Annotated in this window: 12 protein-coding genes and 1 pseudogene (1 of these 13 only partly in view); 5 read left to right on the forward strand and 8 right to left on the reverse strand. The window is 44.8% G+C overall.

From position 1 onward, the window contains the following. Window positions 1-19: 19 nt before the first annotated feature. From COT43_06755 to COT43_06770, 4 genes are all read right to left on the reverse strand, one after another. Window positions 20-1237: a hypothetical protein gene (locus COT43_06755; protein PIS28252.1), complete on the reverse strand. Its 1218-nt coding sequence runs from the start codon at window positions 1235-1237 to the stop codon at window positions 20-22. A gap of 7 nt (window positions 1238-1244) precedes the next feature. Next, a complete protein-coding gene (locus tag COT43_06760; protein ID PIS28253.1) occupies window positions 1245-3863 on the reverse strand; it encodes a DNA mismatch repair protein MutS in 2619 nt (872 codons plus the stop codon). A gap of 179 nt (window positions 3864-4042) precedes the next feature. Further along, entirely contained in the window at window positions 4043-7546 is a 3504-nt protein-coding gene (gene nifJ / locus COT43_06765; GenBank protein ID PIS28254.1) for a pyruvate:ferredoxin (flavodoxin) oxidoreductase, read from the reverse strand. Between the two features lie 245 nt (window positions 7547-7791). Further along, complete coding sequence (locus COT43_06770) at window positions 7792-8982, reverse strand: phosphofructokinase (protein ID PIS28255.1); 1191 nt, start codon at window positions 8980-8982, stop codon at window positions 7792-7794. Window positions 8983-9359: 377 nt separating this feature from the next. Between COT43_06770 and COT43_06775 the strand changes: the two genes are divergently transcribed. Both COT43_06775 and COT43_06780 read left to right on the forward strand, forming a co-directional pair. After that, window positions 9360-10235 carry a hypothetical protein gene (locus COT43_06775; GenBank protein PIS28256.1) on the forward strand — a complete coding sequence of 292 codons (876 nt, stop codon included), beginning with the start codon at window positions 9360-9362 and terminating at the stop codon, window positions 10233-10235. Between the two features lie 42 nt (window positions 10236-10277). Then, on the forward strand, window positions 10278-12362 hold the full coding sequence (locus COT43_06780) for a hypothetical protein (GenBank protein ID PIS28257.1): 2085 nt from the start codon (window positions 10278-10280) through the stop codon (window positions 12360-12362). Window positions 12363-12431: 69 nt separating this feature from the next. Here the strand turns inward: COT43_06780 and COT43_06785 are convergent, their stop codons facing one another. Next, on the reverse strand, window positions 12432-13334 hold the full coding sequence (locus COT43_06785) for a phosphate butyryltransferase (GenBank protein ID PIS28258.1): 903 nt from the start codon (window positions 13332-13334) through the stop codon (window positions 12432-12434). A 15-nt stretch (window positions 13335-13349) separates the two neighbouring features. After that, entirely contained in the window at window positions 13350-14429 is a 1080-nt protein-coding gene (buk, locus tag COT43_06790) for a butyrate kinase (GenBank protein PIS28259.1), read from the reverse strand. Window positions 14430-14904: 475 nt separating this feature from the next. Here buk and COT43_06795 point away from each other — a divergent pair, with 475 nt between their 5' ends. From COT43_06795 to COT43_06805, 3 genes are read left to right on the forward strand one after another with little or no spacing between them, the layout of a single operon-like run. Beyond that, a complete protein-coding gene (locus COT43_06795) occupies window positions 14905-15663 on the forward strand; it encodes a UDP-2,3-diacylglucosamine hydrolase (protein PIS28260.1) in 759 nt (252 codons plus the stop codon). 4 nt (window positions 15664-15667) lie between these two features. Continuing rightward, window positions 15668-16834: a hypothetical protein gene (locus tag COT43_06800; protein ID PIS28261.1), complete on the forward strand. Its 1167-nt coding sequence runs from the start codon at window positions 15668-15670 to the stop codon at window positions 16832-16834. Beyond that, window positions 16831-17550, forward strand: coding sequence for a hypothetical protein (locus tag COT43_06805; GenBank protein PIS28262.1), 720 nt, complete (start codon window positions 16831-16833; stop codon window positions 17548-17550). Before COT43_06800 ends, COT43_06805 begins: the two co-directional genes overlap by 4 nt. Before the next feature lie 15 nt (window positions 17551-17565). Here the strand turns inward: COT43_06805 and COT43_06810 are convergent, their stop codons facing one another. Next, window positions 17566-18483: a hypothetical protein gene (locus tag COT43_06810; GenBank protein ID PIS28263.1), complete on the reverse strand. Its 918-nt coding sequence runs from the start codon at window positions 18481-18483 to the stop codon at window positions 17566-17568. Window positions 18484-18502: 19 nt separating this feature from the next. After that, window positions 18503-19109 (reverse strand): annotated as a pseudogene (locus COT43_06815) (hypothetical protein); it runs 122 nt beyond the window's last position.

Consider the following 19109-nt stretch of genomic DNA (forward strand, 5'->3'; position numbering starts at 1 on the left):
ATTCCTCCCAAATTTTAAATCATGAAATTTTATCGAATACTTTTTTCATATTGGCAAAATGAATGACAATGCCAATTCTGTGCGATAATCCTAACTCGCTATGGGCCTGTCCCATCGCCAATCCATAATCAATCGATCCGATAGAAAGATTCAATCCCAAACCAATATGCGTTACTCCAAGGTCATCGCGTCCAAACCGCAGACAAATTCTTTCTTTTACTTCCGCTTCGATTCCAGCTCTGAACCGTCCGGAAAGTTTTCCAACTTGAAAATCGGTCTGATGCTGATCGCCGTCAATTCCGAGGTCAAGGCTCAAAGCAGGTTGGATTCGTAACGGGATTTTCGCCATTCGTAAATTATATGCGGTTCCGATTCGGAGAGTTGGCAAAGTCGTCTCTTTCACGCCGTCGTTCCAGAATAAAAATGTCGTCGTGGCATCGGATAATGAAGCGCCGATCGTCCAATTTATTTTGGGACGATAAATAGCGGCAACATCTAACCCGATTCCATAGGCGTCAGCCGTTCCTAAAGATTTGTAAATTTGTTTAAACGTCGCTCCAATTAAAAGTTTATCGTTTTTCCGCTTGGCAATTGACACAAGCAAAGCGTTTTCGTTGGCGCCGAACGAGCCGATTTTCCCAAAATTCAATCGCTCGCCGGGATCGAGTTTGCCGTTTCTTTCCGTTCTATCCTCGTCGGGCGACTGATAATCCGGATCGCCGGGCGAAAGCCCATCCGTACCCGCGTCGATCAACGCGCTTCGCGTGTCCGGAATATCATCGACGCTCAGACGAAAAAATCCCAATCCATAAGCAAAGCCTTTATGCGCAGGAGCCGCTAAAGAAATCTGATCGAAATTCAATACACCAGCAAATTCTTCAGAGTGAATGAACTGTCCGGACGTTTTCGTATTTTCAACCAACGCCGCCGGGTTCCAATAAACCGCCGAAACCGCCTGCGGGCATGAAATCATCGCACCGCCGAGACTCAGTTCACGAACGCCCAATCCGATTTTCAGAAATTCGCCGGAATATTTCGTGTCCATTCCAAAAAGAGCGGAAAACGATGCCGTTCCCATCATTCCGATGAGAAAAAACCTGACCAACCAGCGCGGAAATTTCCGAAAGGATTTACGATAATTTGTAATTAGAAATCGAACTATAGCATTAGAGCGGGAAGATCGAAGATTCGCCATGGAGAATTCGCAGAAAGAGAATTTGAAATTTGAAATCTTCATCCTTACTTTAAACGCCGAATTGACGCTTGAGTTCGTCCAATTTTTGCAAAGCTTCCAGCGGCGTCAGGTTATCGACATCCACTTCGATCAGCGCTTTCCGAAGTTCACTTTCCTGCACGTCAAAAAGCCCGAGCTGATTTTCATTTTTTGACACCAATTTTCGAAACTTCTCGTTCTCAGTCGGGAGTGTTCGCTCCGCGTCGCTCAGATTCAACAAAATTTCCTTCGCGCGAAAAATGACTTCGCGGGGAATTCCAGCCATTTGCGCTACGTGTATTCCGTAACTACGGTCGCAACCGCCCGGGACAATTTTTCGCAGGAAGATAACCCGATCGCCATATTCTTTAACGGCGACATTGTAATTTTTAATGCGTGGATGGAGCAATTCCAATTCGGTCAACTCATGGTAATGCGTTGCAAAAAGCGTTTTTGCGGCAACTTTCGGGTTTTCATGTAAATATTCCGTCACAGCCCATGCGATCGACATTCCGTCGTAAGTCGAAGTGCCGCGACCGATTTCATCCAAAAGGATCAGCGACTGTGGCGTGACATTGTTAAGAATGTTCGCTGTCTCATTCATCTCCATCAGAAAAGTCGATTCACCAGCGGCAAGATTGTCACTCGCGCCGACTCGCGTGAAAATTTTATCGACAATACCGATTCTCGCCGAAGAAGCTGGGACAAAACTGCCGATTTGCGCCATCAATACAATGAGACCGACTTGCCGCAGATATGTCGATTTTCCTGCCATATTCGGCCCGGTGATGATCAGAATTTGGTCGTTCTGATTGTCGATCATTAGATCGTTGGCGATAAATTTCTCGCCCGGTGGAAGCAGAAATTCAACAACCGGATGGCGCCCATCTTTGATCTCAATCGATGAACCTTCGTGAATTTCCGGTCGGGAATAATGCCGGTTGGCGGCGATATCCGCCAAACTGGAAACGATGTCAAATATCGCAATTACTTCCCCATCTTTCTGAATCGCCAATACTTCTTTCAAAATCGATAGCCGGATTTCCTGAAACAGATCATACTCAATCTGCGACATTCGTTCTTCTGCGTTGAGTAATTTTTCTTCGTATTCTTTGAGTTCCGGAGTGATAAATCGCTCGTTGTTGACCAGCGTTTGCTTCCGGATATAGGTTTCCGGAACTTTGTCAAGATTTGCCTTCGTAACCTCGATATAATAACCAAAAACCTTGTTGTAGGCAACCTTTAGCGATGGAACACCCAGCCGCTCACGCTCGGTCGCCTGAAGCCGTGCAATCCATTCCTTTCCATGATGAACCAGATGCCGGTATTCATCGAGTTCTGCCGAAAATCCGTCTTTGATAAAACCACCTTCTCTGATAGAAAGCGACACATTTTCTTCTAAAATAGCACGCTTGATCAATTCTACTACTGATGACAAAGGATTCAGGTTCTGCGCAAGCGATTCAAACGGCGTTTGTTCCAAAATGATGTTAAGCATGTCCGGTATCAATTCCAGTGTCGATCTGAGCGCATTCAATTCCCGTGCCGACGAGCGGTTGGCACTCAGTTTGGACATCAATCGCTCGATGTCACCCGCTTTGGAAAGCAAATTTCTGAGCCGTTCGCGTTTGTCGGAATTTTCCACGAAAAACTGGATCCAGTCCAACCGCTGGTTGATCTCATCAATATTCCTCAGCGGTCTTCTCAGCCAATGATGAAAAAGTCTGCTTCCCATCGACGTTTTGGTTTGGTCGAGCGTTTCGATCAATGAACCGCGCTTACCAAAATTTTGCATGGTCTGGAAAATTTCAAGATTCCGCTGTGTGAAATCATCGACCAACAGAACGTCGCTATCATTCCGCTGATGTATGCCGGTAACGTGGTTAAGATTATTATGATAATTTTGTTTCAGATATTGAATCACAGAACCAGCCGCGGAGACGCCAATGGTCGCCGATTGACAACCAAACCCTTTGAGCGACGGTGTTTGAAAATGACCGGTAAGCGTCTGAAACGCTGTTTCGTAAGCGTAAATCCAATCTTCGACGGGCGTAATTCTCAGCGTGATAGTCGAGAATAGATTTTTGACTTCTTTTTCAAGCGATTCCGGGCAAATAATTTCCGATGGTTGAATGGCAAGAACTGATTCCTTCAATCGCGACGTCGGAATCTCGCTTAGGAAAAACTCGCCGGTCGATATATCAATTGCGGAGATACCAGCATCTTTTTCGTCGAAAATCACCGAAAGCAGATAATTATTTTTCCCTTTTTCCAAAAACCGGTCGGACAGAGCGGTTCCGGGAGTTACCACTTCGATGACTTCGCGCTTGACAACACCTTTGGCGAGTTTTGGGTCTTCCACCTGTTCACATATTGCGACTTTCAGCCCGGCTTTCAAGAGTTTATGCATGTACGATTCAAGCGCATGATGCGGAAATCCAGCTAATGGAACCGAAGACGCTTTGCCGTTTGCTCGTTTTGTCAGTGTAATATTCAGGATTTTTGCCGCGGTCTTAGCGTCTTCCTTGAACGTTTCATAGAAATCGCCCATCCGGAAAAGCACCAATGCATCGGGATACGTCGCTTTTACCGTCGCATACTGCCGCATGACAGGTGTCAGTTCATCGTGATGTAATTCTTTCTTGATCATCGCTTCATCAACTCGCGACAAATATAACCATTAACTGAGAGAAATTGAAAGTTGAAAATTGGAGATTGAAAATTGTCTAAGCACACGATAATATGTAATTTTCAACTGACAATCTCCAGCATTCAACGAAAAAGGGCGATAAATCATCGCCCTTTCGTAGTTATTTCAATAAGGAAGATTTACAGCGGTTCCGCCATTTTCTTATAGCGTAGATAGCGAGACTGAACCTCTTTCGCCAAGATTTCTCTGAGTCTGGTGGATTCTTCCGGGAAAGATTTCTTTAACGTAGCATAGCGAACTTCGCCATCTAAGAATTCCATCAGTTTCCCATTCGGTTCTTTGTTTTCCAGAATAAATGGATTCTTACCTTCTTCCTCTAGGAAAGGATTGTAGCGATACAATGGCCAATAGCCACATTCGACGGCAAGTTTCTCTTCCTGTTGAGAAAGCATTCCCTTATAAATTCCATGATTGATGCATGGCGCATAAGCGATAATGATTGACGTGCCCGGGTATTTCTCCGCTTCAACTGTGGCTTTCAGAAATTGGTTTTGGCTCGCGCCCATCGCAACGGAAGCGACATAAACATTCCGGTAAGCCATCGCCAGAAGACCGAGATCTTTTTTCGCCGTCTTTTTGCCAGAATAAGCAAATTTTGCAACGGATCCAGTCGGCGTTGATTTGGAAGATTGTCCGCCAGTATTGGAGTAAACTTCCGTATCGAGCACCAGAATATTCACATCGTGCCCCATTGCCAGAACGTGGTCTAATCCGCCAAAACCGATATCGTACGCCCATCCGTCACCGCCGATGATCCAGATCGATTTTTTAGTATATAGGTCGCGCATCGTCCAGATTTGTTCAAGTACCGGATTACCTGCGGTATTTCCCTTTAGCAGATTTTTAATTTTATCCCCGGCTTCGCGTGAAAGTTCGGCATCGAACATCCCGCTCAGCCAAGCTTTAAATGCTTCCGCAAGTTCTCCGGAAGTTTCATCCAAGGCTTTCTTCATCAAATCAGCCAACATATCACGGCGCTGAAGTGTAGCAAGTCCCATTCCAAAACCATATTCAGCATTATCTTCAAACAGAGAATTCGCCCAAGTAGGACCGTGTCCTTTTTCATTGACAGTATAAGGACAAACCGGCGCCGAACCTCCGTAAATCGAAGAACAACCCGTTGCGTTAGCGCAAATCATGCGATCACCAAATAATTGTGTGATGACTTTGATATAAGGTGTTTCACCGCATCCCGCGCAAGCACCTGAGAATTCAAAAAGTGGTTGCTGGAACTGACTGCCTCTTATGTTCTCTTTCTTTACGGCATGCGATTTCACCGGAATTGTCTCGAAGAACTCCCAATTGGTTTTTTGTTCGAGTTCTTCTTCCAATGGCTTCATGACCAACGCTTTTTCTTTTGCCGGGCAAACATCGACGCAGTTTCCACAACCGGTGCAATCAAGAACAGAAATTTGAATCCGATATTCAAAATTCTCTAAACCTTTTCCAACTGCTTTCAGGGTTTCAAAAGACTTTGGAGCATGAGATTTTTCTTCCGGCGTCACGAGGACAGGACGAATGACGGCGTGTGGACAGACGAAGGAGCACTGGTTACATTGAGTGCAGTTTTCCCTGATCCAATGCGGCACTTCGATTGCGATTCCGCGTTTTTCATACTTCGTTGTTCCCGTCGGATAAATTCCGGCAAGCGGCATCGCGCCGACCGGCAGTTTGTCGCCTTGTTGAGCGAGCATCGGTCTCATAACTTTTCCGACAAATTCGGGTTCGTTTTTTACAACAGATTTTTCATTGATAAGATTTGCCCAATCACCTGGTACTTTTACTTCGTGAATAGCGCTCCGGGTTTCATCAACGCTTTTCCAGTTCATGGCAACAATCTTCTCGCCTTTGGCGCCGTATGTCTTGTTAATTGCATTTTTCAGATGAGTGATCGCCTCCTCCACAGGCAACACTTTAGACAACACAAAGAAGACTGTTTGCATGATCATGTTAATTCTGCCGACGAGTCCAACCTCCATAGCAATTTTTAAAGCGTCGATCGTGTAGAATTTCAATTTCTTCTGTGCAATCGTCCGACGTAAAGAAATTGGCAGATATTGATCGAGTTCATCGTCAGACCACGGTGCATTCAACACAAACGTGCCTCCGGGTTTGATCGATTCCAGCAAATCATAATCATTCACATAGCTGGATTTGTGACAAGCGATATAATCGGCATGATTGACACGATAACTGGCGTGAATCGGTTTTTTCCCAAATCGCAGATACGAAAGTGTCAAACCACCGGATTTCTTAGAATCATATGCAAAGTAACCTTGTGCATATTGGTCAGTATTATCACCGATAATTTTGATGGCGTTCTTATTTGCGCCGACTGTTCCATCCGAACCAAATCCCCAAAAAATCGTCTGGATCGTGCCTTCGGGAACTGAATCAATCTTCTCTTCAACAGGAAGCGATGTAAATGTCACGTCATCTACGATACCCACGGTGAAATGATTTTTCGGATTGTCGAGTTTAAGGTTATCAAAAACGGCTTTTACCATCGACGGATCGAATTCTTTCTGACCAACACCGTATCTTCCACCGACAACCAGACGATCATCTTTTTTATTCTGAAAAACCGAACAAACGTCCAAATAAAGCGGTTCACCGAAAGCGCCATTCTCTTTTGTGCGATCAAGAACGGCGATTTTCTTTGCGCTCTTCGGTAAGGCTTTCAAAAAATGTTCCACCGAAAACGGGCGATAGAGACGCACTTTTAGGATACCGACCTTTTCGCCTTTTGCCAATAAATAATCAACCGCTTCGGTAGCAGTGTCCGCGCCGGATCCCATGAGAATAATTATGCGGTCGGCTGAGGCATGTCCGTAATAGTCGAACAACTGATATTCGCGCCCGATAACTTTGGCAACTTTCTTCATGACTTCTTCAGCAATTCCCGGAACCGCATCGTAATAGGGATTCGCGGCTTCCTGTTCCTGAAAATTCACATCCGGATTTTGAGCCGTACCGCGAAGTTGTGGATGTTCGGGATTCAGACAACGCTCGCGAAATTTTTCGACGTCTTTAAAATCGACCAAAGATTTGATGGTTTCATAATCGATTTCTTCGATTTTCTGAATTTCGTGACTTGTCCTGAATCCGTCGAAGAAATGAACAAATGGAATACTGGACTTTAGAGCGATGAGATGTGTTATCAACGCCAAGTCCATACTCTCCTGAACCGTACAGGATGCCATCAAACCAAAACCGGTCGTGCGGGCGGTCATTACGTCGGAGTGATCGCCATAAATCGACAATGCTTGTCCAGCAAGCGAGCGCGCGGAAACGTGAAAAACACCCGGCATGAGTTCGCCGGCAATTTTGAACATATTCGGTATCATCAGTAAAAGTCCCTGAGAAGCCGTAAAAGTCGTCGTCAGCGCGCCGGCGGAAAGCGAACCGTGAACGGCGCCAGCCGCGCCGCCTTCACTCTGCATTTCTACCACTTTGAGCGTCTGACCAAAAATATTTTTACGTCCCTGAGCAGACCATTCATCCACCAATTCGCCCATCACGGTCGACGGTGTTATCGGATAGATCGCCGCTACTTCACTTAATGCGTACGCAACATGCGCCGCCGCAGTATTTCCATCTATACTTTTCATTTTCTTGGTCATTTCTAAACTCCGTCTATTTTGATTTCTTATTAATTAGCAAATATCATCAATATTCTCTCAATCAACGACTCCTAATGAGAAATTTCGGGATGAAAGTTACGATTTCTTTCCCAATAAATGCAAATTTCGCAGAAGGTTTAAAACGATTTTGCAGATAAAAATATCTTGATTACGAACTTTTCTTTGAAGATACCCAAAAAGCGGAGCGTAATGCCCCGCTTCTGGTTCAGTATTTTACATTGAAATTAGTGATTGTTGTCACTGGTCATGATAAAGATCGATTTGCCATCAAAACTCTTGTACTGCGGACGCAAACGGTCTGGATTATAGTATTGTTCGATGTCAACATTCTTCTTAAAACTCGTGACAACATCCAACGGAATGTTTCCGTATATCCCATTTCTTATGTTGACCAATAAACCTGATTTTTTCTTGAGAATCAGATCAAGCGCGAGATTCCCGTAAACCATCGGTACGATTGAGTCCAGCGAGTCTGGATCGCCGCATCTTACTAAATAGCCAAGTTTCTGGCTGATGGATTCGATTTTTCTGCCTCTGTTATATTTTGGAGATAACTCCTTCAACCTCTGGGCAACAACTTCGCCAATTCCACCGAGTTTCTTGTGCCCATACGCATCCTTATCATCCGATTGAAAAACCATCTGTTCTTGTTCGGCGATCATAGCGCCTTCTGAAACCAAAACGACTGAATAATGGCTTGGATTTGTGTACCGGTCTTCGACTAAAAGTTCTGTCAGTCGTTCCATCGAAAATTTATATTCCGGAATAACACATCGGTTAGCGGCGCCCGCCATCGTTGGAACGATCGCCGAAAATCCAGCATAACGGCCGAAAACTTCAATGACTAAAAAGCGTTCATGCGAACCGGCAGAAGTTCGAAGAGCGTGTGTCATTTCCAGCGTCCGAGTCACACAGGTGCTGAAACCGATGCAATAATCCGTTCCGGGTACATCATTATCCATTGTCTTTGGAATGCCAACGACCTTAAAACCGGTATTGTGAAGTGTCACGCCGTAGCTGAGCGTATCGTCACCGCCAATCGGTATCAAATAATCGAGTCCTAGAAAATCCAAGTTTTTCAAGACATCGGGAGTCAAATCGTTGATCTTGTCGTTATATTTATCTTTCAGGTGTTCGGGAACGACGTCTTTCGCCACGTGGCTGGGACGAGTTCTCGACGAATGTAAAAACGTGCCGCCCGTACGACCGATTTTATTGACGATATTTTCGTCTAATTTCAGATAATTGGCACTATTATCGGCGTCTTTATCACGAATAACGTCGATCAGCCCGGCCCAGCCCCTACGAATGCCGATGACTTCAAAACCTTCGTGAATAGCTCTCAGTGTAACGGCGCGAATGGCAGGATTCAATCCCGGTACATCACCGCCGCCAGTTAAAATTCCAATTCTCATTTCACTTACTCCTTACTTCAGTTACAGACGCGCAAAATTACTAATCTGAAAGTAAACTATCAATCCAAAAGTCTCCACGATATAAAAATACCTCTTGTACTTTCTTGAAATTACCACTAAGATTATTGCAAATATGGATGTTTGATAACCGCAGTGAAGCCGTAAGACAATTGATCTTGTACCGATGAATCGATTTCTTAATCATCTTTAAGGATGAGAAATATGAAAACCGCAACCGAATTTCTTGGGAAAATCTTCTATATCGATGTCTTGCTTCTGACTATGGTTTTTGCAAATGAACCGGTAAGACAGTTCACAACCGAAGATCACTGGATAAAAGTACAGCCATAAGTGATATCTGGATGGATTGCAACCGGATGAATGGCGTCTTCCGGAATAACGGCACATGGTTCTATGATAACGTATTGGGAGATTGGGGCTTGGAATGGCCAAAAGGTTCCGGACTCAGCCCGATTTTCGCGGCCGGCCAATTTCTCTGCGCCGAAATCGACGGCGAAGTCCGTGTCGCTGGCACCCAACACTCCGCCACCGAATATCAGCCCGGCATGATCCTCTCGCCTGACCATCCCGATGATCCAAGCGATTCAAAATACAAGTGGTACGAATTACAAAGCAACGGAACCGGCGACTGGACAAATTGGCCGTCTGCCACCCAAGGCGCGCCTTTAGATGAAGATGGCAATCCACTTTTGATCGGTGACCAGACGATATTCAGTGTTTGGAACGATTGTAGAAATGATAAATATGGTTTTGATACGCTCTCATTAAACGCGGAACTCTATCAAACCGCATGGGCTTATGACCGCACCGATGCTTTTGGCGATATGATCTTTCTGAAATGGACGATCGCGAACAAAAGTGGAAAGACATGGGAAGATACGCACTTCGCGATTTGGGCAGATCCCGATGTCGGAAACGCCGGAGATGATTTAGCCGGTTGCGATTCAGCACTAAACATTGGGTTCTGCTATAACAAGAATAATGATGATCAAAATTATGGCGAGGCACCTCCGGCTGTCGGTTTTAAAATTTTACAAGGCCCCATCGTACCCTCCGCAGACGATACGACTTATCTTCCCGACGGAACAATAATACCAGATAAAAAAAGCATAAAAATGACAGCATTTTTAAGCCCGATAAAATACGACAGCCCTCAAGGAACGCCCGATAACGCACAGGATGTTTATTATCTCTTGCACGGTCAATGGCAGGACGGTTCGAACATTACTTAAGGTGGCGATGGAACAGACCAATACAACCCACCGACGCATTATATGTTTTCCGGCGATCCCGAAACCTCAATAGGATGGTTGAATACTCAGTGGCATGATCGTCGTATCTTTTTATCCAGCGGCCCATTCATATTGGAACCGTGGACAGATTCGGATGGTGACGGCGTTGCTGAATTCGGCGAGCCGGGCATTCAGGAAATTGTCGCTTGTGCTCTCGTTGCACGTGGACTGAATAACTTGAACAGTGTTACCAAACTCAAGCAAATCAGTCATCTTGTCCAAATGGCTTATGACCACAATTATCAGTTAGGCGTTCCACCTAAATCTCCTAACGTAACCGTCAGTGAACTACCCAATGAAATTCTTCTCAGTTGGGACGGAAAATCAGAGTACAATTCTGATAGAAGCCCGTATGAATCGACCGACCCGCTTATAGCAATGGCATTTGGGGATACAGTTATCACAAGCGGCTACGTTACACATGTCGTTGATGACTCAACCTACAATTTTTACCAGTATGTCCTCTACCAATATTCAGACGAGACTGGCAGTGATCCGGTCGAAGTAGATACGTGGAGCATTGGGAAAAAATACTCCTATAATCCGCATCAGGCGCGCTTTTTCAGAATTCTATGCAATAAAAATCCAAAAGTCGGAAACATCGACTATCAATTAGTCAATGGTAAAACATACCATTATGGCCTTGTTGCCGAGGTCTTTCTGAAAGACGGTAATCCGGAAGTAATATCGAGCCGACCAACGATTGTTTCCGTAACACCGCGATACTCACCTGGCGTCAGATATGAGGCTTCCTTCAATGATACACTGGAAGTTAAGCATACGGTAACAGAAACCGGCAAAACGCCCAGCGATGGTACGACGACTGTTTGGGTAGTTGATCCTTCCAAGATGACCGGATTGGATTATACGGTTTCCTTTAACTCAGATTTAACATGGAATTTAACTACTTCGAATGGCGATACCGTTCTTGCTGACCAGACGAACCAGACCGGTAACAACGCTTACAATCTCACTGACGGTTTGATGGTGAAAATTGAAGGCGGCGAACCGGGGATAAATTTGAATATTCCCGGACCGTTTGGCGATATACCTGGTTTTAGTGGATTTGGAATTACCGGCGGTAACAAATGGTTTAGCTGGCCTGTAAACTGGGGACTTGAGACCATGGGTGGATCCTTCGGAAACGGATTCATGTTCTTCGGAAGCGATGTGGAGCCTTCCGGGTATGTCGATGTTGAGATCCGCTTCGCTGGCATTGGCGCTTCAGGTTGGCCTCAGCCGGATTCAACTGCCGGCGCGTTAATGGTAGTCAGTAAAGCCGCCTATCCCGAAAGATGGCAGAAAGCCGTAGTCTATTGGGGACCTGGTTATGATGTGCAATCGACATTAGGCGATGTACCATTTACAGTATGGGATACGGAAAGCATTCCTCCGCGTCAACTAAAGGTTGCCTTTGTCGAAGAGCCGCGTTCCGACCGCGATGGCGCCGCCAATCTCATCTGGGATATGGGTTGGGGCGACGATCATGTTTTTGGCGCTTATGGAGGTCGTGAATATTTATTCATTCTGAATGAAACTTACGATGAGCAGTACACTGAGTATTTGAATGGCAACAAAGACGGCACCTATAATGGCGTCATGTATGTCGGCGGATGGGGAATGAGATCTGCCAGCCGTCCTTTCTTACAGGATGCTTTCGAATTTCAAGTTTATGCCATCAATCCCAACTCGCCATATGATCTGTTCACATTCACGGCGCCAGCGGCGGCCATACCCACAACTGAATTTCTAAAAAAAGACATGAAGAAGATCAATGTCGTCCCAAATCCTTACTATGGTTTTAGTTCCGAGGATATCAACAGTAATGGCTACCGCGTCCGATTTACTTTTTTGCCGGAAAAATGTACGATAAAAATATTTACTATCGCCGGAACTATGGTTCGCAAGTTGGAAAAGAATGATCCGACGACGCCATTTCTCGATTGGGATTTATTGAATTTCGGGGGAATGGCGGTTGCGAGCGGAGTTTACGTTTATCACGTCGATGCGCCGGGAATCGGCGAAAAGGTTGGTAAACTTGCAGTATTTCTTCCTAACCTTAAGTGACGACTAACTCTGACTGGTTGTTCTTTTTTGTGTTCTGATTCTGCGTTTATCCGCGTTCAGTCGCGGCAATTACTCGCTTAGTAAAATCGCGACCGCGATCGAGTTCAGTTTTTCTTCCGGTTTGTCCGAGCGCGAAAGCAGGATGATCGGTACCTTTGCACCGACGACTACGCCGCCGACTTTTGCGCCGACAAGCAATATCAGCGCCTTGATCAGCGCATTTCCGCAGGTCAGATTCGGCACCAGAAAAATATCCGTCTCTCCCGCGACTTTACTGACTAAGCCCTTTTTCTCGGCGGCATTCCGCGACAGCGCAACATCCATCGCGATCGGTCCTTCGACGATAGCGTCGCCGAATTCGCCCGCTTCGCCTAATTTTTGAAGTTCGGCCGCATCGACGGTTTCGAGAATCTTTGGATTGACATTTTCGATTGGACAAATGATCGATGCGTTAGGTCTTGGATTTTCCAATCGTTCCGCCACCCCGATGACATTTTTCAAAATCGCTTTCTTCGTTTCCAAATCCGGTTGGATGTTCAGTCCGCCGTCCGTCAATAAAATAAGCCGCGGATACGCAGACGCCTCGGCAACTGTCACGTGACTCAGTACATCGTCTTTCCGCAGACCGGTTTCTTTGTTCAAAACGGCCTTCATGAGAATCGGCGTCGAAACGTGCCCTTTCATCAGGATTTCTGCTTTTCCTCCCCTGACCAATGCGACGGCGCGAGCGGCGACTTCTTCATCGCCTTCAACGTTCACGATATTTTCATTTTTGACCGCATAGCCGATCTGTTTGGCAATCGCTTTGATTTTGTCGGCATTACCAACCAACAAAGCATTCGCAATTCCGCGCTCATCGACTTCTTTGATAGCGCTCAGCACGCTGAAATCATCCGCCATCGCCACCGATATTGTTTTTTTCCGTCTGAGGTTTTCGACCGCTTTAAATATTTCGTCAAATGTCCTGATCATGATTTCTCCAAAAATTTATTTTTCCTGCTTGTAGGTTTGAATTTCCTGAATTCCATCGATGGCTCGGAATCCGCCAGTCGCCATCGCTTCCAATTCGTTTTCACCGGGATAGACGGAAATCTCAGCAAGAAAACCAACCCGCTCCCGAATCATCGCGATTATCTTTTCTGATCTTGCCAGTCCGCCGGTTATGATAATCCGATCGACTTTCCCTTTCAGAACCGTTGCGTAAGCGCCAATTTCTTTTGAAATCTGATAAATCATTGCCGTAAAAATCAGTCGGGCGTAATCATCGCCTTTTTCGATTCGGGACAAAACTTCGCGCACATCATTCGTCCCGAGATAAGCTTTCAGTCCGGCGTTCTTGGAGAATTTCGTGTAAAATTCTTTCATTGTATATTTTCTGGATGTCGCCAGCCGAAGTAGTTGTTCCAAAGGCATAGAGCCGGCTCGTTCCGGCGAGAATGGCCCCATTCCCATCAAAGCGTCATTGCAATCGATGATATTGCCGTGATCAATCGCCGCAATCGTGATACCGCCGCCCAAATGCGCGATAACAAAATTGGATTCGCAGATCGATTTCCCGAGTTTTTCAGATTCTTTCCGAACGCAAGCGTTGACGTTCAGCGCATGAAGCCTGCTCCGACGGACAATTTCCGGCGTTCCCGAAATCCGCGCTTCCGGAATAAACTCATCGACGGTCACCGGATCGACGACAAATGCCGGAACGTTGTATTCTTTGGCAACTCCATCGGCAATCGAAGCACCGAGATTGCTCGCATGAATGGCGTATTTGCAGTTAATCGCATCATCCATCATCGCTTCATTGACCCGATAAATCCCACTTTTCAGTGGGCGCAATAATCCACCTCTGCCAACAACCGCAATCAAATCGTGTTCGTTTAGCCATTTTTTGAAAGTCCGATTGACGATCTCAATGCGAAGCGGCAGTTGTTCCTGAATATTCGGCATATTGCTGATGGCGGTTCCCGCGTGATCGATATTTTCAACAAAAACGGCGCCGTCTCGGTCAAAAAGTGCCAACTTGGTAGAAGTCGACCCGGGATTAATGACTAAAATTGCTTCTTTTTTCACTTTAAGATTCCTTCTGATGACAAATATTTATCTCGTGAATCGTAGAATTTCAAAGTTAGGATTTTACAAATTCAATGCCAGAGAGCCGAATTGAATTTTTCCGTCTGAATCGTTCAAAGGTCGGTAGCAATTCGCGAATGGTTTCTTAGAAATGAAAGAGTATTTTTCCTAAAAAGTTGAAAATTGAAGATTCACTGGTGGAGAATTGAAGAGTGAGGGCTGAAGATCGATAGTTAAAAACTAAAAAATAAAAGTAACTTCAGAGGACGGTGATTTCGCAGAGAAAATTCACTTTAAAACATTAATTGAAAAACGAGTCCAGAACACTGAATTTCAGATACCTATTGTTTCAACTTTTCTACCGCTTCCGTTTTCCCCACAATTATAAATTTTCAACCTCCAACATTCAATTTTCAATTTCTCCCCAGAATTCTCCTTTGGCATTTCATTGTGGGTTGACTAAATTCTTACGCCCATGAGAGAGAATGTATATTTCGTTTCTGATGTCCACCTCCGGTTAAAGGAGTCTGTTTCCGAAACGATCAAAAAGCAACGGCTCTTCGGTTTATTCGATGAGATTATGCGCCAAAATGCTTCACTTTGGATTGTCGGTGACTTGTTCGACTTTTGGTTCGAATATAAACACGTCATTCCGCGTCAGTTCTTTTCGGTATTAAGGAAACTACAGGAAATGACCCAATCGGGTTGCGAAATTCACATCCTCGGCGGAAACCACGACTATTGGTTAGGCAGTTTTATTTCCAACGAGATCGGGTTGAAAATCCATCCAAGTCCTATTGCTTATTCCATCGGCGGCAAGTCGTTTTTCATCACACATGCTGACGGAATTCTCAAAAGAGATCGCTGGTACAGGGTGATGCGATGGATATTCCGTAATCCGGTGACCATTGCCTTGTTCCGGATGATTCACCCGGGATTAGCGTTTGGATTGGCGGCGAAAATTTCCCAAAAAAGCCGACACTTTTCAATGCGTGATATCGAACTCGAAACACAGGAACGCTCAGAATTAATACTTTACGGGCAGGAACGGCTGAAAGAATCTTACGACTATGTCATCACCGGCCATTTCCACCTACCAACCTTTTATTTAGAAGGTGAAAAAAAGATTGTCAATCTTGGCGACTGGATGAAATATTTTACATTTGGGCACTTCGATGGTCAGGATTTCCGTCTCTGCTACTGGAAATGTGAAGATTCTCAGCCAATAAAGTAACAAAATGAAAAATTTTTGCTTGACATATCGGATCGAAAATTCTAATATCAAGCGGACAAATAGAAAAGAAACAAATATGAAACCACTCATCAGAACCAGCCTTATCGCTTTCACTCTCGCTTTTGCCTCATGTAGTTCAAAAGTTGCGACAATCACAACCAAAGACATCGAACAGTTGCGCGTCGATTATAACAAGGGCAAGATTCAAACGATGGACGACCTGATTGCCATTTATAAAGACCCGACGCAACCAATCGAGACGCGCATTGCCGCTATGCAAGCGCTCGCGCAAACTAAGCATCCGGATGCCCTGAAAATTATGTACGATTTCATGAATCAGAGCATCGGTCTGAATTACGCGCTTCTGACGGCGACTTCCAATGCACTTGTCGAGAATCCGACGCCGGAAAATATAAAGGCGATGGTCAACGGCATCGTTCAGGCACAAAAACGGTACAGCGAATACCGCACCCATGTCTTCTCTAAACTCGAAACGGTAAAAGCCGAGATCAAAGTCGAGCAGATTCTAAATCTGTATGCGGCGGAAAAAGAGAATTACATGCTGATGCAGGAATCTTTGACGAAAGTTATGGGATCGCTTGGAGACGACAAAGTCGTCCCAATTCTTATCGCCATCGCCAAAGACAATAGCGTTAAAATTTCTATCCGTTCTCTTGCTCTCGAACTACTTGGGAAGAAAACGCATCCATTAGTCACTCAGACATTTATCGAAATGCTTGGCGATCCGGAAACACAACTACAGGTTCGCGACTTTGCGTTTAAAGCTATCGCTGACGTCAAAGAATCACGCGTCCTGCTGGCGCTTCTCGAAACTTTTAATAAAAGCCACGAAGAATACCTAAACTTGCTGGAAGCGTTAATGAAAGCGCTGGGCGATTATAATGATCCTGCTGTCGTTCCAACACTGATTGAAATCGCTAAGGATACCGAATTCCCGATGACGATTCGCAAAGATGCTCTCACCGCATTGATTAAATTCAAAGATCCGAAGGTTTTCGAAAAACTTTTACCGATGTTCGAAAATCCGAATAATTTTGTCCTGTTCGACCAGATGACGACAATGGCGACGCAGATAGGCGGAACCGCTCCGCTCAATAAACTTCGACTGACTGCATTGAAAGCCCAACAAAACGCTCAGGTGACCCAATGAAAACACATCGTATCTTTACTGTCGCTTTCATTCTGCTCTTTTTGGTTGCATCCCGCGATCTATTCGCACAGGCAATGTCCAAAAGCGCGCTTCAGAAGAAATTTTTTGAAACGGATATGACGATCGACCAGTTACGAAAAGAATTAGCCGAAATCCGAAAACAAATTCACGAATTGGAAATCACGGCTTCGGTTCCGTCCATCCGCAAGGAAATCAACAAAATGATCCAATTGCCGGAAATGAAACATGAAATTCTGCTTAACAACGGCACGATCGTCAAAGGTAAAATCGTTTACGAGGATTTCGACAAGATTGTCGTTCAGACACAAATTGGCGAGTTAACACTTTCTAAAAAAGAGATCAAAGTTACGCGCGAAGCCGAACGACCCCAGGCAAAATGCGTCGTAGTAGGACCAATTACCGAGAAGATTTACGATAACATGCGCGTTTACACCGGACAATTGAAGAATGAAGGCATTCGCCGAGCAGACTTCCCGAAAATCATCTTCTATTTATACGACGAGAAAACCAACTTAGTAGCCACAGACTCCATGATCGTTCCCGGAACTTACCACATGTTTCTCAGCGGCGTTCAAACGGATGCTACTATCGAACCCGGTCAGACATTTCCGTTTGAATGCAGTGTCAGCTTTCACGAAAAAGCACCCATCAGCTACTATATCAAGAAAATTAGTTGGGAAGAATTCGATCGATAGGTTAAAGACGGCTCATCAAGTCAGCAAATCCCGAACATTCGACAATGGGATACTCTTCTCAATCGTCTCAAGATAATTCGTACTCAGATCAATATATCGGTTTATAACCGGATGTTTCTGCGCATCATATATCACTTTAACTTCTGGATGTAGCGGATTTTCCTTGCGGGTTTTAACAACCTTAGCAATTTCTCCAGAATTCAACTGAACATACAATCCGATCGGGTAAATGGAAATATAATCAATGAGAGCTTTCACTAAAAGCGAAGAGTAGGACGTTCCTTTCTGCAAAATGATTTGTTTGATGCCAATGGGTGGCACGAGTGCATCGCGGTGACAGCGAGGATGTATCATCGCTTCATAGGTGTCTATCATGGAAATTATCCGAGATTCTGGCAACAACTCATCTCCAAGCAAATGACCGGGATAACCGCGACCATTATCTTTTTCGTGATGCTGTAGAACAATTTTAGCCAAATATTTTTGCGAGGCGTCCGATCTTAAAATCGCCTCTGCGCCCAACGCGGAATGGTCTCTGAATTTTTGGATCTCATACTGAGTCAAATATTTTTCGTCTTTTCTGAGAATTTCTTGCGCCACTTTTGCGCTACCAATATCATGAATTAACGCGGCAGCGCATAACCTGATCTGTTCATCCGTAGAGTATTTCAATCCTTTGGCAAGAAACGTTGAAAAAACTGCAACATTGACTGCATGCGAAATCGTGAGATCTTCGATGTCGAAATAATGAACGGCAAGCGAAGTCAAACCGGTTGATTCGTCGATATTTTTCACGATCTCTTCGGATAATTCAAAAAGTTCACCTACCTGAAATCTATCGGAAGTCCGAAGCATATTTTGGCGAGTTTCGATATATTCTAGCGCTTTTTTATACAGCACTTTCGGATTTCGCGTTTGTTCGGTAAGCATCATATTCCCTCAGGAAACTGAATTAATTTAGTCTTGATAAAAAATCGAATGGATTAATGATATCCTTTGAATATTTTTCCTTCGCCAAGCGTAAACTGGCTCGCTGTTTTCCGAACCAGTTTAAAAACTCTTTCGGTGCGGCTTCTTCCAGAAAACCTTTTTCCAAACGATCTAATTTTGCTAAAAGTTTATCGATCCGAATTGAAAATTGATTCTCGTACTGTTCCCGTGAATAATCTTTATTCAATGTCGCTTGAAAGAGATTCCGGATGTCCTCATATTTCGGGATAAAACCGATTGGCGTTTCGATGGCTTCATAATCTCCGTGAACGCGACCTTCCGCCCAGAGAATCCAGACTTTTTTATCAATTTTATCATTCAGGTATTCGCCGGATTGATCTTTCAGAAAATAGTTCGTTGAGAAAATCAGCGGCGTTTTTTTCATTCGACGTCCAAATGCCAGATGGTTTTCGATATATTTTCCCAATGGAACGACAATGAAATCCAGATTGGCCATCGGCGAATGCGCGCGCTGTCCTTCTTTTCCAAGAGTTGCCGCTGTGGTTTCGGACTCCAAAGTCGCGCCAATAAAAACGCCGTGTTCCCAGTTGAATGATTGATAAACAGGA

The organism is Candidatus Marinimicrobia bacterium CG08_land_8_20_14_0_20_45_22 (genome assembly GCA_002774355.1).
Lineage (GTDB): Bacteria > Fidelibacterota > UBA2242 > UBA2242 > UBA2242 > 0-14-0-20-45-22.